Source organism: Streptosporangium subroseum (assembly GCF_900188345.1).
Lineage (GTDB): Bacteria > Actinomycetota > Actinomycetes > Streptosporangiales > Streptosporangiaceae > Streptosporangium > Streptosporangium subroseum.
This window is the reverse complement of record NZ_FZOD01000060.1, coordinates 1-25,296: the sequence shown is the minus strand read 5'-3', so window position 1 is coordinate 25,296 and position 25,296 is coordinate 1. Positions and strand designations below refer to the sequence as shown.

Sequence of the window (25,296 nt, the reverse complement as noted above, 5' to 3'; positions counted from 1 at the left end):
TCATGCGATCACCCACGGATTGCCGGCGGTGAAAGCCGCGAGAGCCGCGTCCACGCTTGCCCGGTCAGGCCCGATCGCGCGGACGATGCCCATGTAGTCGCGGTTGGTATTGCTCTGATCGATCCGGTCGCCTATGGCGCGCAACGGCCGGTGCCACAACCGGATCCGGTCCCCGGCGGCGGGAACGACCGTCCCCGGAGCCTCCACCACGGTCCCCGAGCGGTCGGCGATCAGACTCAGCACGGTCCCGTGTCCTCCGACCGCACCGGGGCCGCCCGGCCTCATGACGGGGGTGCCGGGATCACCTGTTTTCGCGCGGAGGATGCCGAGTTCGCCTGACTCCGCGCCGGGCTTGCCTGGACCGCCCGGCTTCATGGTGAGCACGTCCGGCTCCGTAGCGAGCTTGCCCGGGCCGCCCGGGTTCATGGCAAGGATGCCGGGTTCGCCCGGCTCCGTGCCGGGCGTGCCGGGGTCGCTCAGCTTCGCGCCGAGGTGGACGCCCAGGATGCGCTCGAACAGCGGAACGCCCAGCAGGTCCGCGATGAGGAAGTCGCAGTGGTCACCGATCACCCGGTAGTTGACCTCGATGATCCGCGGTCCGGCCGAGGTCATCGCGTACTCCGTGTGGCAGGCCCCGAACCCCGCCCCCAGCGCGTCCAGCGCCCGCAGCACGTGCTCGGTTCCCGGAGGCGACTCCCAGTCGAGCCGCTCCTCCACGAAGTACGGCAGTGGCCCGAGCCTGGTCCGGAAGCCGCCGAGAACCTGGGTCCTCTCGCCGTCGCCGAGCGTCTCCAGCGTGTGCAGGGGGCCGTCGAGATACTCCTCCACGACCAGCGCCTCGTCGGGGCGCCGGTCCCGGATCGCCCGTACGGCCGCCGCGAGCTCACCCGCGTCGCGCACCAGCACGACGTCCTCGCTGGCCACGCCCTCGCGCGGCTTCACCACCGCGGGAAAGGGCATGTCCCGCGGCACGGGGTCGCCGGCCGCCAGCCGTACGGCACGCACGACCTCGACCCCGGCCGCCGCCAGCCGTCGCCGGGTGAGCGCCTTGTTCTTGGTGGTGGCGCAGGCTCGCCAGTCCTTGCCCGGCAGGCCGAAGTATTCGGCGGCCAGGGCCGTCTCGGCCTGGATGTGATCGGAGTTGGAGAAGACCGCGTCCGGTGCGTGGTGGTGCGCGATGACGTCGATCACCGCGCGGGCGTCACGCACGTCGCAGCCGAGCACCTCGGTCCCGGCGTGCCGGTGGTGCTCCGGCCGGTCGGTGAGGATCGTGACGTCACAGCCCAGCTCATGTGCCGCCGGAAGGAATCCGTCCGTGACCGAGTCGGTCGGTTTGAGCGCCGTGAGGTACAGCCGCAATGCAGGACTCCCGATATCAGGTAAGGCTAACCTAACTCGGTGCATCCTAGCCGTCGAGGATCATCGCGTGTGCGTGATTGAGTAATCACCGTACATGCCCTCCTCCTTATGGCGTTGAAGGCCTCTTATCCGGCAGGAGAGCCGCCGAGATCGGAGGACGCGCGGAACCGCCTCTCTCCTGCGGCATAAACTGTTCACCGGTTTGGGGAGGCGGGACGGCGTGGAGATCACGACGCAAGAAGAACTACTGGGACCGCTGCTGCTCGCGCGCAGCACCATCGATCGTTCGGCACTGTTCCGGGGTGACGCCGAGTGGCTCAAACGGGCGTGGGAGGACAGTGCGACCCGGGTCCTGATCGTCGACGACGGCAAGGCGCTGGTCCGGCGGAGCGGTGAGGACGTCGCGCTGACGCTGCTGTCCACGGCCGACGCACCCGAGGGGGAGCGCTACCTGCTCGGCGTGGACGCCGAGGGCGTCGCCTACTTCGCCGTGACGGCCCCGCTGCCGGGGGTCGTCCACACCTCCGCTCCGGGCCGGATCGTCGCCCCGCGCGCCGCCTCCTCGCTGGCGGAGGAGGAGATCGTCGCCGTGGGGCTGCGCGAGGTGGGCTCCCTGCTGGGAGACCGGGACGCGGGGCTGCTGGTCTACGCGGTCGCCCTGGAGGCGTGGCACTCCACCCACGAGTTCTGCCCGCGCTGCGGGAGCCGTACGGAGGTCCGGTCGGGCGGGCATGTCCGCGTCTGTCCCAAGGACGGCAGCCAGCACTTCCCCCGGGTCGATCCGGCGGTGATCATGCTGATCCACGACGACCAGGACCGGTGCCTGCTGGCCAGGGGCCCGCAGTGGCCCGAGGGACGGCTGTCGGTGCTGGCCGGGTTCGTGGAGCCGGGCGAGTCGCTGGAGCACGCCGTGGCGCGCGAGGTGGCGGAGGAGGTCGGCGTGAGCATCGCCGAACCGCACTATCTGGGCAGCCAGCCCTGGCCGTTCCCCCGCAGTCTGATGCTCGGCTTCTTCGCGCGGGCCACGTCGACCGAGTTCGTGCTCGATCCCGAGGAGATCGCCGAGGCGCACTGGTTCAGCCGCGCCGAGCTGCTGGCCGCGATGGAGAGCGGCGAGGTGCGCCTGCCGTCCGAGGTCTCGATCGCCCGCAGGCTGATCGAGACCTGGTACGGAAAGCCGTTGATCGGCGACTGGTGATCGGCGCGGCCCGGCTCGGCCGTCGATGACGGTGGCGGGCACGCGCCGAACGAGGTTGCCGGCGAAGCCGCCGTGGTTCCACGGCCGCGCCGGCGGCCGGGTACGATCGCCGAAACTCTGGCACGACGGAGCCCCGCGTCCAACAGGACCGGGGCTCGCCGTGTGAGGAAGCGCGGTTACGCGCTGACGCCTGCCAGGAGGCGTTTGACCTCGATCACCGAGGGGTTGGTCCTGACGACTCGACCGGTCGGGGAGTCCATCACGACGGTGGGCACGACCTGGTTGCCGTTGTTGACACTCATGACAAATTGGGCCGCGTCGGGGTTCCGCTCGATGTCGATCTCCTCGTAGGAGATGCCCTCGCGGGTGAGCTGGCTCTTCAGCCGCTTACAGGGACCGCACCAGGTGGTGGTGTATACAGTCAGCGCCATTTTGTTAAATGTCCCCTCATGTGATGTCCGGCGCTCATTGGCAACAAAGTGAGAGCCGTTCATCTTCCCGGGGGCTCAACAAGCTTATCCCGTGGGCTCGAAAAGCCTGTCGGCGATCCAATCCTGGACCTGCTCCGCCAGGCCGGGCATCCGGTAGAGGGGGGCGCTGTGCCCGGTGCCCGGTTCGGTCAGCACCGTCATGTCCACGCCGACCTGGCGCAGGCGCGTCTTGAGCTGGAGGCTGTGCTCCACCGACACGAACTCGTCCTCTGAGTGCGCGGTCAGCACGGGCGCGTCGCGGCGGCTCGCGTGCAAAGGCACCTCCATGCTGGCCCAGATCTTGGGGCACTTGGCGGGCCCGCAGCCCCCGGCGAGTTTGATGGCCGCCGTGCGTAGCTTGCGCTTGTTCGCATCCGGGCTCTCGGCGCCTTCGGTGTAGGCCGTCATCGGCGAGACCACCGGGGAGATGCCCACCACGCCGCGCAGGCCGGGCAGGCCGTCCTTGTAGGTTCCCACGGCGGTGGATAGGTGGCCTCCCGCGGAGAAGCCGACGACCACGTAGTTGTTCGGGTCGAAGCCCCACAGGGGCGCATGCCTGCGCGCGGTGGCGATGGCGTCGAGCGTGTCGGTGCGCTGGGCCGGCCAGGGGGCGTCGGTGGAGAGGCGGTAGTTGATGTTGAAGACCGTGTAGCCCAGCTCGGCGTAGCTCTGGCTCACCGCGGTCATGAGCTTCTTGTCCCCTGAGGACCACCAGCCACCGTGGATCACGAAGATGCCGGGCCGCGTCAGACCGTCGGACTGGTACCAGACGTCCATCCGCTGGCGGACGTGCGAGCCGTACGAGATGGTTTTGATGTCGGTGCCGTGGACGAGTGGATCAGGCGCGACGACCGGGGGCGGCGGCGGGGTCGGCGGGGACGTCGGGTCGCCCTTGGCCGGCTTCTTCGCCGTCGAGGTGGCGCTCGTGTGCGAAGGCGCCGAGGACGCGTGCGCAGCCGGGGACGCGTGCACCGTCGCGGAGCCGATCACCAATGTCGCCAGAGCGAGCGCACTCACGGTCACCGCAGTTCGCACAGGTTCTTCCTTCCCCGAGCCAATTCGTTCCCCATTGTGGGGGAAACAGGCATGGTTGTGCATCTCGGCGAACGACATCGATGAGCGGCGGCATGATGCCAGAATGGGCGATGCTCTGCCAGTGGCTGGGAGGATGTTTCCGCCAGCGTGTTCGACAGCATGTTAAGGAGTCTCCGTGGAGCCCTACGACGTCCTGGCGGGGCTGGATCCCGAGCAGCGTGACGTGGCGGAAGCCGTCCGGGGACCGGTCTGCGTGCTCGCGGGAGCGGGGACGGGCAAGACGCGTGCCATCACCCATCGCATCGCGCACGCCGTACGCAGCGGAGTGGTCGACGCACAGGGCGTGTTGGCTGTGACGTTCACCACACGTGCCGCCGGGGAGCTCAGGCAGCGGCTGCGTCAGCTCGGCACGCCCGGGGTGCAGGCCCGCACCTTCCACGCCGCCGCGCTGCGTCAGCTCACCTACTTCTGGCCGCGCGTCATCGGCGGGGATCCGCCCAGGGTGATCGAGTCGAAGATGCCCCTGCTGATCGACGCCTGCCGCTCCATCCGCAAGAACCCCGACCGATCCGAGCTGCGGGACATCGCCGGCGAGATCGAGTGGGCCAAGGTCACCCAGATCGCCCCGGAGGATTACGCCGACGCCGCGAAGAAGGCCGGCCGGACCCCGCCGGTCGCGCCCGAAGAGGTCTTCCGGCTCTACGACGCCTACGAGACGCTCCGCCGTGACCGGCACCTGGTCGACTTCGAGACCATCCTGGAGCTCACCTCCGCCGTGATGACCGAGCATCGCGAGGTGGCCACCCAGATCCGCCAGCAGTACCGCTACTTCGTGGTGGACGAATACCAGGACGTCAACCCGCTGCAGAAACTGCTGCTCGACACCTGGCTCGGCGGTCGCGACGACCTGTGCGTGGTCGGTGACCCCAACCAGACGATCTACTCCTTCACCGGCGCGACCCCCCGTTACCTGACCGGCTTCTCGGTCGAGCATCCCAACGCCACCGTGATCAAGCTGGTTCGCGACTACCGATCCACCCCCCAGGTCGTCTCGCTGGCGAACCGGGTGCTGGAGAAGGCGCGGACCCCGCACAAACTCTCCCTGATCGCCCAGCGCCCGGACGGTCCGGAGCCCGTCTTCGCCGAATACGACGACGAGGTCGCCGAGGCCGAGGGCGTGGCACGGGCGGTGAAGAAGCTCGCCGACGGCGGTGTGCCGACCCGGGAGATCGCCGTGCTGTTCCGGGTCAACGCCCAGTCCGAGGCGTACGAGCAGGCTCTCGGCAAGGCCGGGGTCCCCTACGTGCTGCGCGGCGCCGACCGGTTCTTCGAGCGTCCGGAGGTCCGCCAGGCGGTCGTGCTGCTGCGCGGCGCCGCCCGCTCGGTCGAGCCCGACGACACGCTGGTCACGACCGTTCACCACATCCTCGCCGGCATCGGCCTCACCCCCGTGGTCCCCGGCGGCGGCAAGGCCCGCGAGAAGTGGGAGTCGCTCAAGGCGCTGGCCGATCTCGCCGAGGACCTCGCCGCGGAGGGCGCGGACCTGCCCGCCTTCGTGACCGAGTTGGAGCGCCGGGCCAGCGAGCAGCACGCGCCGCCGGTCGAGGGTGTGACGCTGGCCTCGCTGCACGCCGCCAAGGGCCTGGAGTGGGACGCGGTCTTCCTCGTCGGGGTCACCGACGGCATGCTGCCGATCATCTATGCCGAGACGCCCGAGCAGATCGAGGAGGAGCGCCGTCTCCTCTACGTCGGCGTCACCCGTGCGCGCGCCCACCTGGGGCTGTCGTGGGCGCTGGCACGCTCACCGGGCGGGCGTCGTTCTCGGCGCCCCTCCCGCTTTCTCGACGGCCTCACGGGCCGTTCCGGGGCGCAGAGCCGTACGCCCGAGCCCGCCTCCAAGGAACGGCGCGCGGTCGCCGCGCCGGTGAGCTGCCGAGTCTGCGCCAGAACCCTGACCTCGGCCGCCGCGCAGAAGCTCGGCAGGTGCTCCACCTGCCCGGTCGACTACGACGAGGCCCTGCTGGAAGCGCTCAAGTCATGGCGTACGGGCGTCGGGAAGAAGGACAAGATCCCGCAGTGGGCGGTCTTCACCGACGTCACCCTCCAGGCCATCGCCGAACGGGCGCCCGCCTCCGAACAGGACCTGCTGGCGATCGCCGGTATAGGACGCGTCAAACTGGACCGTTACGGTGAAGCGGTGCTCGATCTGTGCCGCACGGCCGCAAACCAGACGGAGGATGCGTGAACGAGGCGCTCAAAGAGTTACTGGACCTGCTCGACCTGGAGCAGATCGAGCTCGACATCTTCAGGGGCCGCAGCCCTGAGGAGCGCATCCAGCGCGTGTTCGGCGGTCAGGTGGCGGCCCAGGCGCTGTTCGCCGCCGGCCGGACGGTGCCGAAGGATCGCTACGTCCACTCGCTGCACGCCTACTTCATCCGGCCCGGCGATCCGGCGATCCCGATCGTCTACAACGTCGAACGGGTCCGCGACGGCCGTTCCTTCACCACGCGACGGGTGGTGGGCATTCAGCACGGTAAGGCGATATTCACCATGTCGGCCTCCTTCCACATCGTGGAGACCAGCGTGGAGCATCAGGCCGTGGTGATGCCCGACGTGGTCGCGCCCGAGAGCCTGCCCCTGTTCCAGGATCGGATGCGGGAGGTCATGGGGGAGGAGTCGCCGCTGCGCGAGTGGCTGGCCAAGCCGCGCCCGGTGGACGCCCGCTACGTGACCCCCCTCACCTGGGAGGCGCACCGAGACCCCGCGCTGCGCACTTTCAAGACCGACGTGTGGTTCCGCTACGACGCCGAGCTGCCCGACGACCCGCTGCTGCACGTGGTGCTCGCCGCCTACGCCTCGGACTTCACCCTGGTCGACACCGTGCTGCTGACCCACGGCCTGGCATGGGGAGCCTCCAACATCTCCGGCGCCTCACTGGACCACGCGATGTGGTTCCATCGCCCCTTCCGCGTGGACGAATGGATGCTGTACGCCCAGGAGTCACCGTGGTCGGGTGGGGCGCGAGGCCTGGCCAAGGGTGAGATGTTCACCCGCTCGGGAGAGCTCGCGGTGTCGGTGGTGCAGGAAGCGATGATCCGCGTGAGCTAGTGATAAAACTGCAGGTAGAAAATATGTTGCCCGTCCCCGCGAGCGGGGTTTAGGGTCATGTCAAGCAAGTCGGGCACCGAGTGCCCGGCCCTCAACGAATGGAGGTGAGTCCGCTGTGAAGAGCAATCTGATGTCGTCCCGGTCCGGGCTCACTTCCGCGCGACGTAGCACGGTCCTGCACCGCGGCAGCCAGGTCATCCTCACGGTTGGCGCGGCGGCTCAGCTTCAGCAGGACCGGTCTGTCCAGATCCTGGTTCAGGCCGCCAATTGGTTTGCTCCGATCGCCTTCCCGGCGATGAGTGTCCCGGCTATCCCCGCCACTGCGGGCGGCAGCTATGCAGCAACGACCAAGCACATCGGAAACGGTGGACTGCGTGGTCCGCAACCCTGGAGGCACCCTCCGGTCATAACCTGACCGAGAGAGAAAAAGCCTTCAGGCCGCGGATCCGCACCAGGATCCGCGGCCTTCTTGTTTGTCCGCGTCATTCCTGACCCCCACCCACGAGGTAACCAAAGATCAACACCTAACTGAGAGGTGAAGCAGATGGGGGCCCAGACGGTCATGGACCTGATCGACGAAGCCACAATCCCCTGTCGTACCGACCCCGACCTGTGGTTCGCAGAGTCTCCGGAGGACGTTGAGTTCGCCAAGGCGCTCTGCGGAGGCTGCCCGATCCGCGAGGCCTGCCTGGCCCGCGCGCTCGAGCGCGAGGAGCCATGGGGTGTCTGGGGCGGCGAGCTCGTCCTGCGAGGCGCGGTCGTTCCGCGGAAGCGCCCGCGTGGGCGTCCTCGCAAGTCGCCGGTCGCCGCCTGATCACGCAAGAACCCGCACTTCCCGAAAGGACGATTTCCGATGACCTTCCACACCGCTTGGAGCCTGGACATGCACTCTATGGATCAAGAACTGGTCAAAGACCGAATACGGACCCTCCACCGCGAAGCGGAGGAGCATCGCCGTGCAGTCGGTGTCCAGCGCCTTCAGCGCGCTCAGCGTGATGTGGAACGCGCGTCCGCGCGCGTCCGCAGCGCACTTTTGCGCCTGGTCTGATCTCCGGAGACCGGTTCTCCGGAGACCGGCGCTCTGAAGATCGTTAGAAAGTAAAAGGGGTGGCCCGTTCGAACGGGCCACCCCTGATGCGTTTCTGTCAGGGCCGCCTCATTCGCCAGACCCGCATTCGCTGGATTCGCGTCGCTCACGACGCGAATCCCACCCCGGGTCGATCGGCGGGCTCAGGCCGGCTCGCGGCAGCCGTGGTCAGGTCACGACGGGCGTGATCGGTTCGCGGCAGCCGGTTCACGGCGGCCATGGTCGGTTCGCGGCTGCCGCGGTCAGCTCACGGCAGCCGCGGTCAGCTCACGGCAGCCGTGGGCTCTCCGGAATCCTCGTCGGCGTCGGCGAATCCGGGGACCCAGCGGATGACCTCCTGGCGGAAGCGGGCGGTGGCGCCGAGCTGGCAGAGCACGCCGATCCCCGCCGCGTGCACCCGGTGGATGAGGACGTAGGACGAGGGCAGGTTGAGCTGTCGCACGACGTTTCCGGGTCGCAGGTCGGTGACCGTGGCCGCCTGGTTCTGCAGCCATTCCCTGCTGAACGTGAACTCCTCCACCGCGGTCGGCTCGACGTAGGGGGCGAGGAAAGCCCGCAGGGCCTCGGCGTCCACCTCGATGTGCGGGCGGATGAAACCCTCGTCGCGCAGGCCCTGCATCACGGTCGCCATGTCGCCGTTGTTGAAGATGCGGGTCAGCTTCCCGAAGAGCGGGGGGTAGCCGTCGGGCATCCGGTTGACCGCGCCGAAGTCGAGCACACACATCCGCCCGTCCTCGACGATCCGGAAGTTGCCCGGATGCGGGTCCGCGTGGAGCATGCCCACCCTTGCCGGAGAGGAGAACACGAACCGGACGAGCTGGAGTCCGGCGCGGTCACGCTCCTCCTGGGTGCCGTCGGTGATGATCCGTGACAGCGGGGTGCCGTCCACCCACTCGGAGACGAGCACCTGCTCGTTGGCGGCGATGACGTCCGGGATCAGGAAGTCGGGGTCGTCCTTGAACTCCAGGGCGAAGGCGTGCTGGGCCTCGGCCTCCCGCAGGTAGTCGAGCTCCTCCACCACCCGCTCGCGCAGCTCGCTGAGGACGGACTTGATGTCGAGCCCCGGCAGTAGCACCCCGAAGAGCTTGCCGAGCCTGGCCAGCTGGGTGAAGTCGGAGAGCAGGGCCTTGCCGGCTCCTGGGTATTGGATCTTGACCGCGACCGTCCGGCCGTCGTGCCAGACGGCCTTGTGCACCTGGCCGATCGAGGCGGCGGCGGTCGGTCTGTCCTCGAACGACTGGAAGTTTTCCCGCCAGTCGTCTCCCAGTTGCTCGACGAGGACCTTGTGCACGGTCTTGGCCGGGAGCGGCGGGGCCGCGTCCTGGAGTTTGGTCAGGGTCGCGCGATAGGGACCGACGACCTCCGGGGGTAAAGCGGCCTCGAAGATGGACAGCGCCTGGCCGAGCTTCATCGCCCCGCCCTTGAGCTCCCCCAGAACCTTGAAGATCTGCTCAGCGGTGCGTTCCTGGATTTCCTGGGCGACGATCTCGGCGGACTTCCCGCCGATCCGTTTTCCGAACCCTAGAGCGGTGCGGCCGGCGAACCCGATCGGGAGAGCCGCCAGCTTGGCGGAGCGCGCAACAGCGCGGCGCGGAAGGTCACTCACCTTGGTTTGCGGCGTGTCCCCCGTACAGCGAGACGCCGCTCCCTCCCTTCGCTGTGGTGTCTGTCAGCGGCATGGAGCCGACGCGACCATTGTTAGCGAACCCAACTCGTTTCGGAAGCAACGACATTGAGGATGAACACTCCAGGATCGCCTCTTCCATCGCCAATCGGGCATGACATCCATTGTGCCGTTGGTCACAGAGACCTCCCTGCCATCGATCAGAGCAAGCGCATGACCGGCTGCGGCCGCGGCGACCAGCGTCGACAGCACTGTGCCACATGCGATCTCGCCCGCGGGGAAGCCCCCCAGACGGGCGCTGACGATCGGCCAGCCGGGGTCGCGGTCTCGTCGGGTCAAATCTAGGCACTGCAGACATGTGCTTCGACCGGGTAACACCAGCGGGCCGACCGACCCGAAGCCCTCGTAGGCGGTCACCAGCAGATGCGGGATCTCCCAGGCGAGAAGCTCCCTGATCAGCAGGCCGTCCAGCGGCACCACCGGCGCGAGCACCGCCAGGTCGGGCCGCCTGGCCCCGTCGGCCAGCTGGGCCGCGCCGTCGCCGGTCCACGCGGTGAGGCCGGGCGCCAGGCTCCTGGCCACCGCGACGGCGCCGTCCTGCCTGCTCATCCCCACCTCCGTCCAGCCGAGGCCGCCGGGGACGACATCCCGGTTGCGGGCCGTCCCGGGATCGACGACGCAGATCCGGCCGACCCCCGAGGCGGCGAGCAGGGCGACGATCTGGGCGCCCACCCGGCCGGCGCCGTACACCCGCACCTGGGCATCGCGCCTGCGCTCGAGCGTGGCGAGCCCGCCGTCGGTCGTGCCGGGGGAGAGCGAGAGCCCGTCCAGATCGGGCTGGAGCCGGTCGCGCTCGGCCATCGTGAGCGTGCGCAACGGGCCGGGGCCCACCCCGGCGTCGTCGACCACGCCCCGGCTGACCAGCAGATCGAGCAGGGTCCGGCCGCGATCCTCCCCGATCCCCGCGTCGGCCGCGCCCACCAGCACCTCGGCGAGATCCCGTACGCCGTCCAGGCTCTCGACCCACCGACGGACCTCGGGCTCGAGATCGGTCAGCACCACCGCGTGCCGGGGGTGCAGGCCGAACTGCAGGGTGCGCTCGTCGCGCGTGATCCGGCGCAGCGCGGGCTTGAGACGTGGCCTCATCAGGGTGCCTTCCTCCAGGGGAGCGGCCAGAGTGCCACGTCCCAGTAAGATCCCAAACGCCTTTCCCCGCGCCTGTGGATAACTCCGCCTATGGATAACTCCGCCTGTGGATAACTCTTCATGCATCACGCTCCGCCACGAACGAGCTCTTGGCGTTACGCTCCCGCCATGAACGAGCTCTTGCTTGACCGGCGGGACGACGGCGTCGTCCTGCTCACCCTCAACCACCCCGACCGGCGCAACGCGATGACCGACGGGATGACCGGCGAGTGGCGGCGAACCATCGCCGATCTGGCCGCGGACAGGGACGTGCGCTGCGTGGTGGTCACCGGCGCGGGCAACGCGTTCTGCTCGGGGGGAGATCTTTCCTGGCTCGCGGAGCGCGGCGCCGAGAGCGTGCCCGCCCTGCGCGACCGGATGCTGGGCTTCTACCGGACCTGGCTGGCGATCGCCGACCTGGAGGTGCCGACCATCGCCGCCGTCAACGGCGCCGCCGTGGGGGCGGGGCTCTGCCTCGCCCTCGCCTGCGACCTGGTCTACGCGGCCGAGGACGCCAAGCTGCTCGCCCCTTTCACCTCCCTCGGGCTGCACCCCGGCATGGCGGCCACCTACCTGCTGCCCAGGGTCGCGGGAGTGGGGGTGGCCAGGGAGATGTTGCTGACCGGCAGGACGATGCAGGGTGCCGAGGGGGCAGGGGCGGGGCTGGTGACCAGGGCGTTTCCCCGCGAGTCCCTGATGGCCGAGGTCATGGAGATCGCGTCGGCGGTCGCCGCCAACGGGCCGATCGCCACCCGGCTCACCAAGGTCGCCCTCGCCGGGGGCGGCCACGCGGATCTCGACGCCGCGTTGCGCTGGGAATCCCTTGCCCAGCCGGTCACCATGGCCTCGGACGACATGCTTGAGGGGCTGTCAGCCCAGAGAGAACGGCGGGTCCCGCGATTCGGCAACTCATGAGACAGGCGATATCCAGGTTAATTAGATAGGTCGTCCTCAGGGCTGACAGGCATAGCTGAACAATCAACGAACGGGGATTGACCAGCGGGAACGCGTTCTGCCCTCTGGTGTGAATTCGTCATTCTCGGCTACCGTTCATATGTGCCCCCCGAGACAGTCGAGGTCCGCCGAAGTTCTCGTCGCCGGCGGACGGTCTCTGCATACCGCGACGGCGAGAAAACGATCGTGCTCCTACCTGCCGGGCTGAGCAGCACCGATGAAGAACAATGGGTGCGCCGGATGCTCGACCGGTTAGCGGCCAAGGAGCAACGAAGACGGCCATCGGACGATGATCTACTCGACCGGGCGGCCGAGTTGTCTGCGCGCTACCTCGACGGCAGAGCGAATCCGTCGAGTGTGCGCTGGGTGGAGAATCAGCAGCACCGCTGGGGCTCGTGCACCCCTGATCACGGCACCATCAGGATCTCCACGCGGCTACGGGGCATGCCGTCGTGGGTGGTCGACTATGTGATCATGCACGAGCTCGTCCACCTGCTGGTGCCGAGCCATGGTCCGCAGTTCTGGGCGTTGGTGGAACACTATCCCAAGGCCGAGCGGGCACGAGGGTTCCTTGAGGGATTCTCCACGGCGGCCAGCGGTTCTGCGGAGGAATATTGACGGAAGATCGATTGGTGGCGGTTCTCGTCACGCCCTCGATCGCGAGGGCGGCTCCCCCGGGGGTCGACGCCACCGAGTTCCTGATGGCCCTGGCCGAGGACACCTACGAGCTCGTCGCCGGGCTCGACTTCGTCTCACCGGTCCTGGTGACGAGCGTGCCGGGAATGGAGGAGATCGTCTGGCCCGGCACCCCGGTCGTCGAGATCCCCGACCTGTCGGGGAGCGCCCTGGTCGAGGCGGCTTTCACGGCCCTGCCGTACGGCAAGCAGGCGGTCCTGCTGAGCGGCGACGCGCCCGACCTGCCCCCGCTGCTCATCGGCAAGCTCTTTCGCGAGCTCGGCCGGGCCCAGATCGCCGTCTGCCCGGCGGCGGAGGGCGGCGCGGTGGCGATAGCGGCCCACCTGCCCTATCCCGGCTGGGCGAGCGCGGGCTTCGACGATCTCGACCCGATCAAGACGCTCCGCGCCTCGGCGCCCGGCAGCCGGATGGTCGCCAGAGGACCGGGCTGGCACCGCCTGCGCGCACCAGACGACGTCCGCCTGCTGGACCCCGGCCTCGAGGGCTGGGACAACACCCGGGCGTTGCTGTCGAGGTGATTCGAGGGCCGGACGGCATCTGATGTGACCGCGAGGTGGGAACGACAGCCGGGCGCTGCTCTCAAGGCGACTCAGGGCTTGGACAACGGCCTGGCGTGACGTGAGGGCCGGACGGCACCTGATGTGGCGCGAGGGCCGCAAGGACGGCCGGGCCCGATGATCGAGACGGCACCCGGACCCAGGGGGCTGGAACAACGCCCGTATGCGGCGCGAAGGCTGGGATGACACCGGATTGCCCTCGTGGGGCCGTACCAGGTCGCGAGGAGACGCCGTGGGGCCGCGTGGGCCGTGTCAGGGCGAGGGCAGGCGCAGGTCGGCGAAGACGGCGCGGTGATCGGTGCCCGGGACGGTGTGGACGCTGACCGCGTTCACGTTCACCCGCTGGTCCACGACGACGTGGTCGATGGTGATGAGCGGTGGAAAGCTCCTGTTGGCGGGCCAGGTGGGGGTGAGTCCCTGCCCGGCCCTGTCGGCCGCGTCCGCGTAGCCCCGGCTCAGGAAGCGCCGCATGACCGCGTGGTCGAGGCTGGCGTTGAAGTCGCCCGCCAGGATGCGGATCGTGTCGGGGGAGGCGGAGGGAAAGGCGTTTATGGCCGCCGTCCACTCGTACACCTGGCTGCCCAGCGGCGGACGGGGATGTACGGCGACGATCTCGACCGGCCCGGTGCCGGGGAGGGCCATCGTGGCGGCGGGCATGTTGTGCCCGATCACCTCGAACAGGCCCTCCAGCGGAGTCAGCGGATACCTGGCGTACAGACCGGTGCCGCCGGCGTTCCACTCGGCCTCCAGCGTCCGGTACGGCAGGAGAGCCTTCAGGCCGGCCCCGTCCAGCTCCTCGACCATCCCCGGGGTCAGCTCCTGAACGCTCAGCACGTCCGGTTTGAGACGCCGGAGGAGGTCCATCACGACCTCGGGCTCGGCCCCGCCGAAGAACGTGTTGAGGGTCAGCACTCGCAGCGGCGTCCCGGTCGCGCTTCCCGTGGAGCCGACAGCGCGGGGGAGCACGCTGAGACCGAGTGCCGCGGTGGTGATCAGTGCGATCGTGGCGGCCGCGCGGTTGCGGGTCAGCGCGGCGATGAGCACGGGCACGAGCGAACCCGCCGCCGCGTACGGTGTGGCGGTCATGAGCTGGGTGGGCAGCGACCCGCGCTCCAGCCCGGTTCCCCTGGCCAGCGCCCAGGCGGCGAAGGGGGTGACCGCGGCCCAGGCGAGAGCTTTGGAGATCCTCAGACGTCGTCGCACCGGCGTCACGATCACACCTCCCACGCCGCTGTCGGCCATGACGTCCACGCTCACGTTGTCCTGATTCGCTCGTACAGCTTGATCAAAACGAAGGTGCCCGGAGAAACGAAGGTATCCGGAGATACGTGAGACGAGCATAAAACGGTCCAACGGCGTTTACGGGTATCCGGCCATGTCCACCAACGGCCAGTCGCGTCCACTGAATCGACCCGCACGGCGCATGTCATGACTTTTCCTGACCGAAGCTTTTCCCCGGGCGGAGCCTTTCCGGATCATGACTTTCCGGATCAAGGTTTTCAGGGAGGGGGTTTTTCAGCTCCGGGACCAACGGCTTTCCGGACAGGGTCTTCACGTGGCGCGCGTCTCGGCCTACGTGACGCGCGTCAGGGCTCCGGCCGGTGCTCTTCGGGGGCACCTCCAGCGGGGCGGGACCCCGCCGAGCTCCCGGCAGGCCCAGTGCCCTTCCGGGCTACCGGTGTGCCTTTCCGGAGCTCAGCGCCCTTCCGGGCTACCCAAAAGTTGCCTTTCCGGAGCTCAGCGCCCTTCCGGCCTCTCAGGCGCCTCCCCGGTTACCGAGCGTGTTCCTCGGCGCGCATGATCTCCCGAGCACGGCGCGTCAGGCGGCGGGTCGCCTCGTCGGAGAGCTCGGGAATCTCCTCCACCGGGAACCAGCGCAGATCGAGTGACTCGTCACTGATCACGGCCTCGACGTCCACCGGGGCGACCGCGCCGTACTCCACGTCCAGATGGTGGCTGTGCGGTGGGTGACACCAGACCCGATGCCGGTCGAGGGCCAGAGGGCCGGGCAGCAGCCGCAGGCCGGGGATGCCGGACTCCTCGGTGGCCTCCCTCAGCGCCGCCGCCTCGATCGAGACGTCGTCGCGCTCGATGTGGCCGCCCATGGGCAGCCACATCCCGGCCTTGGGGTGCAGCGTGAGCAGCACCCGCTCACCGTCGTGAGAGAGCACCGCGGTCGTGGCCGTCAGATGGCCGGGGACGCACTCGCGCCACATCGCGTCCTCGTGGGCGTCCACGTGCTCAAGAAACTCCCCGCGCAGGAGCTCCTCCTCGGCGGTCGGCGCGGTCCATCCCGCGAGCACGCTCCGTGCGTCGGCACGCAGGCTCACGCGCCGTCGCCCTTGCCGCCACCACTCTTGCCGTCGCCGTCCTCGCCGCTTTCGTCGTGCTCTCCGGAAGGATCCTGCCCGGGGGCGTCCAGGAAGGACAGGTCGAGCTCGGGCTCGCCCCGGACGAAGCCCTCGGGGTTGTCGAGGTCGTCGGCGGTGGGCATCAGGTCGGGGTGGCCCCAGACCGCGTCACGGCCGTCCACACCCCGGTCCGCCTCCAGCGCCTGCCACAGAGCGGCGGCCTCGCGCAGACGGCGGGGGCGCAGTTCGAGGCCGACGAGCGTGGCGAAGGTCTGCTCGGCGGGGCCACCGGTCGCCCTGCGGCGCCGTACGGTCTCCGAAAGCGCGGCCGAAGACGGAAGCTTGCCCTCGGCGGCGCCGTCCACGACCGTGCCGACCCACCCCTCGACCAGGGCGAGCATGGTCTCCAGCCGGGACAGGGCGGCCTTCTGGCGCTCGGTCTCCTCGGGTTTGAGCAGGTTGCCGCCGCTCAGCGCCTGCTGGAGCTGCTCGGGGTTGTTGATGTCGAGTCCGCGGAGCTGCTCTTCCAGGGCGGACGCGTCGACCGTGATGCCCCTGGCGTACTCCTCCACGGCGCCGAGCAGATGAGTGCGCAGCCACGGCACGTGCTGGAAAAGCCGGTGGTGGGCCGCCTCGCGCAGGGCGAGATACAGGCGGATCTCCTCGGCGGGAGTCTCCAGCCCCTGGCTGAACGCCGCGATGCCGCCCGGAAGCAGGGCGGCGTTGTCCGACAGGGGCAGGCCGATGTCGGTGGAGCCGACCACTTCGCGGGCGAGGGAGCCGATGGCCTGGCCGATCTGCTGGCCGACCATCATGCCGCCCATCTGCTTCATCATGCCCATCAGCGGCCCGGCCATGGCCTGGGCCTCGGCGGGCAGACCCGCGGCGCCGAGCGTGCCGCTCATGGTCTCGACCATGCGGGCGGCGATGGGGTCGCAGAGTTTCTGCCAGACGGGAACGGTCTTCTCGATCCATTCGGACCTGCTCCACGCCTGGGGGTTACTCACCCCGCTCGGCAGTGCGGTGGCCTCGTTGAGCCACAGGTCGGCGAGATTCAGGGCGTCGACGATCTGGCGCCGCTCGCCTTCCATGACACTCGGGTCGCCCTCGGCGACCACGACGTGCCGTGCGATGTTCTTCGCCATGTCCCAGTTGACGGGACCTGAGCTCGGTGGGGCGGAGAGCATGTCCGCGAACTGCCGCATGGCCGCTGCGATCTGCTCCGGGTTGCCGAACATGGCGAACGGATTTTCGTTGGGGTCGTTTTCCCGACCTGGCAAGTCAGTCACCGCTCTACCTCGTGCAGGATGGAGGAGTCCACATCCGCCACGTTATCCGTCGCATGGCGGGTCAGTGCAAAGTGAGGACCTGGTGCCTACCTCGAAACGCTCCCGGCCCCCGGTCGTCGCCGTCACCGGCGCGGCCTCGGGTATCGGCCGTGCCTTCGTCGCGAAAGTCGCCTCGTCTGCGGATTTCCGCAGAGTCGTGGCCATCGACAAGCAGCGCGGCGACGTGCCCGACGTCACGTGGCGGGTGCTCGACGTCCGAGATCCGCTCTTGGCGAACCGGATCTCCGATATTGATGTGCTCGTCCATTTGTCCGCCGACTACGCGCTCGACGCCGACCCCGCGGAGCGGCGCGCCTACAACCTGCGAGCGGCTCAGACGGTGCTCACCGCCAGCGCCGCCGCCCGGGTGCGCCGCGTCGTGCTGGTCACCAGTGCCATGGTGTACGGCGCGGTCCCCGAGAACCCCGTTCCCCTGCCGGAAGACTCCGCGGTGGCCGCCGAACCCGATACCGGAGTGGTCGGTGACCACCTGGAGATCGAGGCGCTGGCCCGGCGGTCGCTGCGCAGTCATCCGGGACTCGACGTGACCGTGATCCGGCCCGCCGCCGTCGTCGGCCCCGGGGTGGACAGCGTGGTCACCCGGCATTTCGAGGCGCCCAGGCTGCTCACCGTCAAGGGCTGCGATCCCCGCTGGCAGTTCTGCCATGTGGACGATCTGGTCTCAGCCCTGGAGATGGCCGCGCTCGGCACGGTCTCCGGAGTGGTGGCCGTGGGAGGTGAGGGCTGGCTGGAGCAGGAGCAGGTCGAGGAGATCTCCGGGCTGAAACGGCTGGAGCTGCCCGCCGGACTGACCTTCGGCACCGCCCAGCGCCTGCACCGGCTGGGCATCACCCCGGCCCCGGCCGCCGACCTGCACTACGTCGTCTACCCGTGGGTGGTCGACTGTGCGGCGTTGCGCACGGCCGGATGGAAACCGCTGTGGACCAACGAGGCCGCGTTCGAACAGCTCCTGGAGCTGCGCGAGGGCCGGCACGCGGTCGTCGGCCGCCGTCTGTCCGGCAAGGACGCCACGATCACCGCCGCCGCCGGCGCCACCGTCGCCGTCCTCGGTACCGCGGCGATCGTCCATGCCGCCCGCAAGAAGCGCCGCCCGTAGGAGGCGCTGTCCGCGTAAGAGACGCCGTCCGTAGAGGGTGCCGTCCGTAGGAGGCGTCACCGTCGAAGGCACCCGCAAGGTGCCTCGCCGCGGGAGGCGTCTTCTGCGGGGAACACCGTGTGCGGGGCCACCGAGGGCGCCGCGGGTGAATTCTTTTACAAGTTTTTAATTACGGCTCGCGCCTGGGGGTTTTTCCCCGGGGCGGTACTCTTTGTGACGTGGATGTCATCCGGTTGCTCGGTATTCGCGACGGCGCACTCTCCGTCGACGAGGTGTTCGCGGCCATCGGCGATCATGCCGCGGGCGGGTCGACGATCTTCGTTGGCACGGTGCGCGACCAGGATCACGGCAAGCCGGTCACCCGGCTCTCCTATTCGGCACACCCGAGCGCCGAGGATGAGCTGCGACGGGTGGCCGAGAAGGTCGCGGCCGATTTCCCGGTGACCGCGCTGGCCGCGGTGCACCGGATCGGGGACCTGAGGCTCGGCGACATCGCGGTCATCGTGGCGGTCGCCTGCCCGCACCGCGGCGAGGCGTTCGAGGCCTCCCGGAGGCTGATCGACGACCTCAAGAGTGAGGTCCCGATCTGGAAGAACCAGCTTTTCGCGGACGGCTCAGCCGAATGGGTCGGGGCCTGCGAATGAGATCGGCCGCGGGCCGCCGGACCGGGCCTGCGTGGGAGACCGGGCGCGGGCCGCTGGAGCGGTGTCCGCGAGTGAGATCGGGCGTGGGCCGGGACATCGGCGGGACGGCGGACCGCAAGGACGTCATGACCGGCCGTACCGCATAAGCTCTACCCCATGTCCCGACGAGTGCTGACCCTCATGGTGGCGGGCTTTCTCACGCTCACACTCGCGGTTGTCGGCACCCTGCTGCCGGTGCCGTACGTCGTGCTGAGTCCCGGCCCGACCGAGAACACCATCGGCGCCGTCAAGGGCAAGCCGGTCATCAGCATCGAGGGACGCCAGACCTATCCGACCACGGGCGCGCTCAGCCTCGTCACCGTGGCCTACCAGGGCGGGCCGAGCGCCAGAATCGGCCTGTTCAGCGCGCTCAGAGGCTGGGTGGACCCGACCATCGCGGTCGTGCCGGAGGAGACGATCTTCCCACCGGCGACCACCGCGAAAGAGGTCGAGGAGCAGAACACCCAGGAGATGACCGGCTCCCAGGACGACGCGACCGCGGCGGCCCTGACGGAGCTGAAGATCCCCTACAGGACGGTCGTGACCGTGGCCTCCACCGAGAAGGACCTGCCGGCCGACGGGAAGTTCAAGAGCGGCGACGAGATCGTCTCGGTGGACGGCGTGCCCGCGGAGGACCGCGAGACCGTCTCCGCCATCGTTCGCAAGCACAAGGTGGGCGAGCAGGTCACGTTCGTCATCAATCGCGGCAGCCAGAGCCAGACGGTCGCCGTCCCGACCGTCGCGGCCACGGACGGCATGCCCCTGGTGGGCATCAGCATGCAGGTCGCCTACAAGTTCCCCTTCAAGGTGAGCATCAACGTCGGTGACGTCGGCGGGCCGAGCGCGGGGATGATGTTCTCCCTCGGCATCGTGGACAAGCTCACCCCCGGGGCGATGACCGGGGGCAAGTCCATAGCCGGGACCGGAACGATCACTCCTGAGGGCGACGTCGGCCCGATCGGCGGCATCCAGCAGAAGATGGTCGGAGCCCGCGACTCCGGAGCGACGGTCTTCCTCACCCCCGCCGACAACTGCGCGGAGGCGGTCAAGGCGATCCCCCACGGGCTGACCCTGGTCAAGGTCGCCACGCTCCACGAGGCGGCGCAGGCGATCGACAAGATCCGCACCGGCGGTTCCGCCCCGAGTTGCTCGGCGAGCTGACGGCCGTGGCCCGGGCCTGAACACGCCCGGCGACCGAGGATGTTTGACGGGAACCGCCGAGGGCGATCACGTCTTTCAGGGTTCCGGATCGTGGATGGGGCACTCATCCGGGTTCCCATACGTTGGTACCGCTGGAGCCCAGACCTGCGGGAGTTGTGGCCGGACCGTGCCCGAGAGGCCTAACGCGACCGAACCCTCGCCGGTGTAGGTTGCCAAAAACCGACCGTGCTCTTACGACAAGGGGTTGGCCTTGAGCTTCCGGACCCCCGGAGCCGGTAGGGCAATGCGCTTGCCCCGCCGGCCGCGACTGCTACTTCCTGTCGCGATCGCCCTCGCTGCGATCGTCGTCTTGTTCTTTCTCTTCGCCGGTATTTTCACCGATTACCTCTGGTACAACTCGGTTGGATACACGGCGGTCTTCTCCGGTGTGATCGTCACTCAGATCCTGCTGTTCGTCGTCGGCGCCCTGGTTATGGTCGGCGTCGTCGGCGGCAACATGCTGATGGCGTACCGAATGCGGCCGATGTTCGGCCCCGGGATGTTCGGTGGCGCCAGCGGCGCCGACCGATACCGGATGGCCCTCGACCCGCACCGTAAGCTGATCTTCCTGATCGGCGTGGCGGTGCTCGGCCTGTTCGCCGGCTCGTCGTTCTCCGGGCAGTGGAAGACCTGGCTGGAGTTCATCAACGGAACGCCGTTCGGCGAGACCGACGCGCTGTTCAAGATGGACATCTCATTCTTCATGTTCACCTATCCGTTCCTGCGGATGGTGCTGAACTTCCTGTTCGTGGCGGTGGTGCTGTCCGCCATCCTGTCGGCGATCGTGCACTACCTGTACGGCGGTTTCCGGATCCAGTCCCCGGGCATGCACGCGTCTCGCGCGGCCCGGGTGCACCTGTCGGTGCTGCTCGGCGTCTTCGTGCTGCTGAAGGCGGTCGCCTACTGGGTCGACAGGTACGGGCTGGTCTTCTCCGACCGGGGCTTCCGGAACGGCGCCTCGTACACGGACGTCAACGCGGTGCTTCCCGCCAAGACCATCCTGGCGATCATCGCCCTGATCTGCGCCGCCCTGTTCTTCGCCGGAGTCGTACGGTCCGGCGGAATGCTGCCCGGCGTCGGCTTCGGACTCCTGGTGCTCTCGGCCATCCTGATCGGCGGGGTCTACCCGGCCCTGGTCGAGCAGTTCCAGGTCAAGCCGAACCAGCAGGGCAAGGAGCAGGAATACATCAAATACAACATAGACGCGACTCGAAAAGCCTACGGGGTCGATAAATCCGAGGTCATCGACTACACGGCGCAGGGCGACCCAAGCAAGGTCAACGTCACCGCAGACAGCTCCATCTCCGGCGTGCGTCTGCTCGACCCGAGCCTGGTCGCCAAGACCTACCAGCAGAAGCAGCGGATTCGCGGTTACTACGACTTCCACGACCCGCTCGACGTCGACCGCTACCCGGATCCCGACGGCATGATGCGCGACACCGTCGTGACCGTGCGCGAGCTCACCGGCCCGCCGGCGGAGCAGAACAACTGGATCAACCGGCACCTCGTCTACACCCACGGCTACGGCTTCGTGGCCGCGCCCGGCAACGAGGTCGACTCCGAGGGCCTCCCCAACTTCGACGCCAAGGACATGCCGGTCACCGGAGCCCTGGCGGATCGGACGGGTCTCAAGGAGTCGCGGATCTACTTCGGCGAGGCCCCGGGCTCGACCGACTACGTCATCGTCGGAGGCAGCGGGAAGCAGGAGCTCGACTACCCCGAGAGCGGCGGTACGGGCCAGAAGAACACCACCTACGACGGCAAGGGCGGAGTTCCGGTCGGTTCGTTCCTCAACCGGATGCTCTACGCCGCCAAGTACGGTGAGATCAACCTGCTGCTGTCGAGCGACGTCAACGCGAACTCCAAGATCCTTTACGATCGCAACCCGCAGGAACGCATCGCCAAGGTGGCGCCGTTCCTGAGCATGGACGACAACCCCTACCCGGCCATCGTCAACGGCAGGGTGGTCTGGATCGCCGACGCGTACACCACCTCCAACGCCTACCCGTACTCCCAGAGCAAGAGCCTGGAGGCGATGACGCGCGACACCGTCACCGACCCGCGCCTGGTGGTGCCGCAGCCGCGCGACCAGATCAACTACATGCGCAACTCGGTCAAGGCCGTGGTCGACGCCTACGACGGCACCGTCAGCCTGTACGCCTGGGACGACAAGGACCCGATCCTGCAGACCTGGCGCAAGGCCTTCCCGGGCGTCATCAAGCCGCAGACGGAGATGTCCCCCGAGCTCAGGCAGCACCTGCGCTACCCGGAGGCGCTGTTCAAGGTCCAGCGTGACGTGCTCTCCCAGTACCACATCCAGGACCCGAACGCCTTCTACAGCGGCCAGGACTTCTGGAACGTCCCGAACGACCCGTCGGGCGAAGCCGGCATCAAGCAGCCGCCGTACTACCTGTCGGTCAAGATGCCGAAGACCTCGACCCCGTCGTTCTCGCTGACCACCACGTTCGTGCCGCGCCAGGGTCCCAACCTGGCCGCGTTCATGGCCGTGGACGCCAATCCGGGACCGGACTATGGAAAGTTGCGCATCCTGCGCATGCCCTCCAACACCACGATCCCCGGTCCGGGTCAGGTGCAGAACAACTTCCAGAACAAGTTCTCCGGCGAGCTCAACCTGCTCGGTCTCGGCCAGGCGAAGGTCCGCTACGGCAACCTGCTGACCCTGCCGTTCGCCGACGGTCTCGTCTATGTCGAACCGGTCTACGTGGAGATCGCCGCGGCCTCCGGCCAGGAGCCGTATCCGATCCTCCGCCGGGTCCTGGTGGCGTACGGCAGCAAGGTCGGCTCGGCGGACACGCTCAAGGGCGCGCTGGAGCAGGTCTTCGGGACCGGCGCCGGTGCCCAACCGGCCAACCCGGACACCGCCCAGCAGCCGGAGGGAGCCCAGCCCGAGGGCAACGAGTCCATCACCGAGGTGGCCAAGGTGATCGACGAGGCCCAGGCGGCGTACAACAAGGCGCAGGCGGCCCTGGCGTCCAACCCGCCTAACTGGACCGAGTACGGCGCGGCCCAGAAGGAGCTGGAGGCGGCCCTGAAGAAGCTGAAGGGCACAGCCGTACCGTCGTCGACGTCCACCGCCACCCCGGCTCCGTCGGCGACACCGGTGCCCTCCGCGACACCGTCGGTGACGCCGACGCCACTGCCGAGTTCCTAGGAGGCTCGACGGAGCCCAGCGCTATTTGATTCGCGTCCACCGCCAAAGCCGGGTAGTCTTTAGACATACACCGACGCGGGGTGGAGCAGCTCGGTAGCTCGCTGGGCTCATAACCCAGAGGTCGCAGGTTCAAATCCTGTCCCCGCTACCAAAGGAAGTCCCGGTCTCCGAGAAATCGGAGGCCGGGACTTTTTTCATGCCCGGCTCCGTCCGGATTGACCTGGCCATCCCAGAGGCAAGGCATCGGTCCGAAGCCCCGGGGCGGGTCCCATGGGTGCCCACCGGGCGACATCGATCAACTGGACGGGCACCGGTCCCGCGTTTCGGAAGGGCCAGGAGGTTCCGCTCCGGGTCAGAGCCCGCTGGCCATCATGGTCGCCCGCCGAGCTGACCAGGTAACCCTCATGTTGATTTGCTGTCTGCCTCGGAAGGCCGATAAGGTTTAGACATACACCGACGCGGGGTGGAGCAGCTCGGTAGCTCGCTGGGCTCATAACCCAGAGGTCGCAGGTTCAAATCCTGTCCCCGCTACCACATGAAGGCCCTGATCTCCCAGAGATCAGGGCCTTCGCCGTTTTCCTGAAGCCCTCGTGCCGAGGCCGAGGCGCCGCTCCGCCGTACGCGTCCCAAAAACCCGACGGGTAGCGTGGCTGACATGTCCGAAGGGGTTCTGCACTGGCGCGTGCGCCGGGAGTTTCTCATCCTGAAGATCGTCGCGACGCTTGTCCTCGCGACGATCACCGTACTGACCCTCGATGACCTGCGCGGGGCGTTCCTGGCGGGCGCGGCGACCGTGGCCGCGGCCGTACTGGCCCTGCGCGACGTCCTCGCTCCTGTACGGCTCAGCGCCGACGGGGAGGGACTCGTGGTGGTGAAGGGCTTCGCCGGCTCCGAGCGATTGCCATGGAGCGTGATCGAGCGGGTGCGAGTGGACACGCAGACCCGTTTCACCTCTCGCACGGAGCTTCTGGAGATCGACACCGGCGAAGGGATCTTCCTCCTCAGCCGGTTCGACCTTGGCGCCCCGTGCCAGGAGGTCGCCGACCAACTCCGCTCGCTCCGGAGAGGCTTCTAGCCCGTTCGCCAGGGGTCAGGCCCTGACCCGGCGGTGCCGCGGGACGAACCTGGGTTCGGTACGGCGGAGCAACTGGACCGCCTTGTAGAGAGCCCAGCAGATAAGGCAGGCCCCGAAGGAGGCCTGCCCCACTCGTGCCCATGTCGGTGCGTCGATGGTCGCGAACACCACAACACCGATCCAGACAAAGCCGAAGACGCCCACGAGGGTCGTCGCAGCCCAATTCAGCCCTCGCTGCACCATGCCTGGAGTCTTACAGATCTTGGTTCAAGACCAGGTCAATGACGCGGAATGCCTCATCGTGGGAGGCTACGGCTTGTGCCCCCGCATCTCCGGGAGCGAGGACCGGAAGTGGCCGTCACCGCGACAGGAGACTGCTCCAGGCAGGCCAGTAGCGCGGCTGCGGTGTGGGCATCGGCCAGGATCCGGTTCACCTCCCCGGTTGCCGGGAGCTGGCCGCGCTTGGCGAGCTCGTCGGTGAGAAAGGTCAGTGGCTGGGGATAGCCGGCCGCCTCCGCGGCGACCGTTGCCCGTGCCGCGGTGAGAAGACGCAGATAGTAAGCGCGGAGGGTCGCCTCTCGCATCCGTGCGTCTTCAAGGTCGTTCAGCAGAGACCTGGCAACCCTCAACAGGTCACCTGGATGATCGGCCTCCGCGTCGATGTGCGCGCGGATGTCGTCGAACTCCGAGCGGGTCATGGTGCTCACCTCCACGGCGGAGTCAGGATTCTGACCCTCGCGAGTACTTCGTATCCAGAGTCGGTTGCGATTGGCTTGACGTCTGGTTGCGCGCTTCGACTTCCTACGAACGTTTGAGACGCGCGAGGCTCGGGGATGGTTGGCAAGTTGTCTCTGTTACGTGAGAGTCCTGGTAGTGTTCATCTTGCAGGGCGAAGAGCCCCGGGGCCTTGAATCTCCGGGTAGGCGAACCGCCCAGCACCCCCTCTGCCCTGGTCCTGGCAAATCGGACGTGTCTGCAAAGTTGACACGAAGCGGATGTCTCGGTAGGTTTAGAGGGTTGCCCTGGAAGCAGGGCGGTCGAGATCCTAACGGATTCGACGGGATAAGCGGAAACGGTGCGAACGGCGCTGGTTTCCC

The 25,296-nt window shown here is 68.3% G+C and carries 22 protein-coding genes and 2 tRNA genes; 14 read left to right on the top strand and 10 right to left on the bottom strand.

Going from position 1 to position 25,296, the window contains the following annotated elements:
* Complete coding sequence (locus tag CHC08_RS37640) at positions 1 to 1,359, bottom strand: siderophore biosynthesis protein (protein WP_089212160.1); 1,359 nt, start codon at positions 1,357 to 1,359, stop codon at positions 1 to 3.
* Between the two features lie 220 nt (positions 1,360 to 1,579).
* Here CHC08_RS37640 and nudC point away from each other — a divergent pair, with 220 nt between their 5' ends.
* On the top strand, positions 1,580 to 2,557 hold the full coding sequence (gene nudC, locus CHC08_RS37635) for an NAD(+) diphosphatase (protein ID WP_089212159.1): 978 nt from the start codon (positions 1,580 to 1,582) through the stop codon (positions 2,555 to 2,557).
* A 176-nt stretch (positions 2,558 to 2,733) separates the two neighbouring features.
* Here the strand turns inward: nudC and CHC08_RS37630 are convergent, their stop codons facing one another.
* Entirely contained in the window at positions 2,734 to 2,988 is a 255-nt protein-coding gene (locus CHC08_RS37630) for a mycoredoxin (RefSeq protein ID WP_089212158.1), read from the bottom strand.
* Positions 2,989 to 3,072: 84 nt separating this feature from the next.
* Positions 3,073 to 4,062, bottom strand: a complete 990-nt coding sequence (locus tag CHC08_RS37625; RefSeq protein ID WP_089212157.1) for an alpha/beta hydrolase — start codon at positions 4,060 to 4,062, stop codon at positions 3,073 to 3,075.
* 175 nt (positions 4,063 to 4,237) lie between these two features.
* On the opposite strand from CHC08_RS37625, the gene CHC08_RS37620 reads away from it, so the two are divergent.
* From CHC08_RS37620 to CHC08_RS37610, 3 genes are all read left to right on the top strand, one after another.
* Positions 4,238 to 6,307, top strand: a complete 2,070-nt coding sequence (locus CHC08_RS37620) for an ATP-dependent DNA helicase UvrD2 (RefSeq protein ID WP_089212156.1) — start codon at positions 4,238 to 4,240, stop codon at positions 6,305 to 6,307.
* On the top strand, positions 6,304 to 7,170 hold the full coding sequence (locus tag CHC08_RS37615) for an acyl-CoA thioesterase (RefSeq protein ID WP_089212155.1): 867 nt from the start codon (positions 6,304 to 6,306) through the stop codon (positions 7,168 to 7,170). Before CHC08_RS37620 ends, CHC08_RS37615 begins: the two co-directional genes overlap by 4 nt.
* A gap of 544 nt (positions 7,171 to 7,714) precedes the next feature.
* The gene (locus tag CHC08_RS37610) at positions 7,715 to 7,984 is read left to right on the top strand and encodes a WhiB family transcriptional regulator (protein ID WP_089212182.1); all 270 of its coding nucleotides are present in this window, start codon (positions 7,715 to 7,717) and stop codon (positions 7,982 to 7,984) included.
* Positions 7,985 to 8,519: 535 nt separating this feature from the next.
* On the opposite strand, the gene CHC08_RS37600 is transcribed toward CHC08_RS37610, so the two are convergent.
* Both CHC08_RS37600 and CHC08_RS37595 read right to left on the bottom strand, forming a co-directional pair.
* The gene (locus CHC08_RS37600; RefSeq protein WP_089212153.1) at positions 8,520 to 9,863 is read right to left on the bottom strand and encodes an ABC1 kinase family protein; all 1,344 of its coding nucleotides are present in this window, start codon (positions 9,861 to 9,863) and stop codon (positions 8,520 to 8,522) included.
* Between the two features lie 63 nt (positions 9,864 to 9,926).
* Positions 9,927 to 11,027 (bottom strand): ThiF family adenylyltransferase, encoded by a 1,101-nt coding sequence (locus CHC08_RS37595; RefSeq protein ID WP_089212152.1) that lies wholly within the window; start codon positions 11,025 to 11,027, stop codon positions 9,927 to 9,929.
* Between the two features lie 168 nt (positions 11,028 to 11,195).
* Here CHC08_RS37595 and CHC08_RS37590 point away from each other — a divergent pair, with 168 nt between their 5' ends.
* The 3 genes from CHC08_RS37590 (at position 11,196) to CHC08_RS37580 (ending at position 13,234) form a co-directional block, all read left to right on the top strand.
* Complete coding sequence (locus CHC08_RS37590) at positions 11,196 to 11,981, top strand: enoyl-CoA hydratase/isomerase family protein (protein WP_089212151.1); 786 nt, start codon at positions 11,196 to 11,198, stop codon at positions 11,979 to 11,981.
* Between the two features lie 141 nt (positions 11,982 to 12,122).
* The gene (locus tag CHC08_RS37585) at positions 12,123 to 12,638 is read left to right on the top strand and encodes a M48 metallopeptidase family protein (RefSeq protein ID WP_089212150.1); all 516 of its coding nucleotides are present in this window, start codon (positions 12,123 to 12,125) and stop codon (positions 12,636 to 12,638) included.
* Between the two features lie 14 nt (positions 12,639 to 12,652).
* Positions 12,653 to 13,234: a hypothetical protein gene (locus CHC08_RS37580; protein ID WP_245878801.1), complete on the top strand. Its 582-nt coding sequence runs from the start codon at positions 12,653 to 12,655 to the stop codon at positions 13,232 to 13,234.
* A gap of 291 nt (positions 13,235 to 13,525) precedes the next feature.
* On the opposite strand, the gene CHC08_RS37575 is transcribed toward CHC08_RS37580, so the two are convergent.
* The 3 genes from CHC08_RS37575 to CHC08_RS37565 form a co-directional block, all read right to left on the bottom strand.
* Positions 13,526 to 14,530, bottom strand: a complete 1,005-nt coding sequence (locus CHC08_RS37575) for an endonuclease/exonuclease/phosphatase family protein (RefSeq protein ID WP_218825680.1) — start codon at positions 14,528 to 14,530, stop codon at positions 13,526 to 13,528.
* A gap of 515 nt (positions 14,531 to 15,045) precedes the next feature.
* Positions 15,046 to 15,603: an NUDIX hydrolase gene (locus tag CHC08_RS37570; protein WP_089212148.1), complete on the bottom strand. Its 558-nt coding sequence runs from the start codon at positions 15,601 to 15,603 to the stop codon at positions 15,046 to 15,048.
* The gene (locus CHC08_RS37565) at positions 15,600 to 16,913 is read right to left on the bottom strand and encodes a zinc-dependent metalloprotease (RefSeq protein ID WP_089212147.1); all 1,314 of its coding nucleotides are present in this window, start codon (positions 16,911 to 16,913) and stop codon (positions 15,600 to 15,602) included. The genes CHC08_RS37570 and CHC08_RS37565 overlap by 4 nt, the downstream gene beginning before the upstream one ends.
* Positions 16,914 to 16,992: 79 nt before the next feature.
* Between CHC08_RS37565 and CHC08_RS37560 the strand changes: the two genes are divergently transcribed.
* From CHC08_RS37560 to CHC08_RS37530, 7 genes are all read left to right on the top strand, one after another.
* On the top strand, positions 16,993 to 18,069 hold the full coding sequence (locus tag CHC08_RS37560; protein WP_089212180.1) for an NAD-dependent epimerase/dehydratase family protein: 1,077 nt from the start codon (positions 16,993 to 16,995) through the stop codon (positions 18,067 to 18,069).
* A gap of 218 nt (positions 18,070 to 18,287) precedes the next feature.
* Positions 18,288 to 18,713 carry a molybdenum cofactor biosynthesis protein MoaE gene (locus CHC08_RS37555; protein ID WP_179282440.1) on the top strand — a complete coding sequence of 142 codons (426 nt, stop codon included), beginning with the start codon at positions 18,288 to 18,290 and terminating at the stop codon, positions 18,711 to 18,713.
* A 156-nt stretch (positions 18,714 to 18,869) separates the two neighbouring features.
* Positions 18,870 to 19,913 carry a YlbL family protein gene (locus CHC08_RS37550; protein WP_089212145.1) on the top strand — a complete coding sequence of 348 codons (1,044 nt, stop codon included), beginning with the start codon at positions 18,870 to 18,872 and terminating at the stop codon, positions 19,911 to 19,913.
* A 283-nt stretch (positions 19,914 to 20,196) separates the two neighbouring features.
* A complete protein-coding gene (locus CHC08_RS37545; protein WP_179282439.1) occupies positions 20,197 to 23,124 on the top strand; it encodes a UPF0182 family membrane protein in 2,928 nt (975 codons plus the stop codon).
* A gap of 74 nt (positions 23,125 to 23,198) precedes the next feature.
* A tRNA-Met gene (locus CHC08_RS37540) sits at positions 23,199 to 23,275 on the top strand.
* Positions 23,276 to 23,581: 306 nt separating this feature from the next.
* Positions 23,582 to 23,658 (top strand) — tRNA-Met (locus CHC08_RS37535).
* Between the two features lie 121 nt (positions 23,659 to 23,779).
* Positions 23,780 to 24,199, top strand: coding sequence for a PH domain-containing protein (locus CHC08_RS37530; protein WP_089212144.1), 420 nt, complete (start codon positions 23,780 to 23,782; stop codon positions 24,197 to 24,199).
* A gap of 15 nt (positions 24,200 to 24,214) precedes the next feature.
* Here CHC08_RS37530 and CHC08_RS37525 read toward each other — a convergent pair whose 3' ends face one another.
* Both CHC08_RS37525 and CHC08_RS37520 read right to left on the bottom strand, forming a co-directional pair.
* The gene (locus CHC08_RS37525) at positions 24,215 to 24,442 is read right to left on the bottom strand and encodes a hypothetical protein (RefSeq protein ID WP_089212143.1); all 228 of its coding nucleotides are present in this window, start codon (positions 24,440 to 24,442) and stop codon (positions 24,215 to 24,217) included.
* Between the two features lie 53 nt (positions 24,443 to 24,495).
* On the bottom strand, positions 24,496 to 24,897 hold the full coding sequence (locus tag CHC08_RS37520; RefSeq protein ID WP_089212178.1) for a hypothetical protein: 402 nt from the start codon (positions 24,895 to 24,897) through the stop codon (positions 24,496 to 24,498).
* Between the last annotated feature and the right edge of the window lie 399 nt (positions 24,898 to 25,296).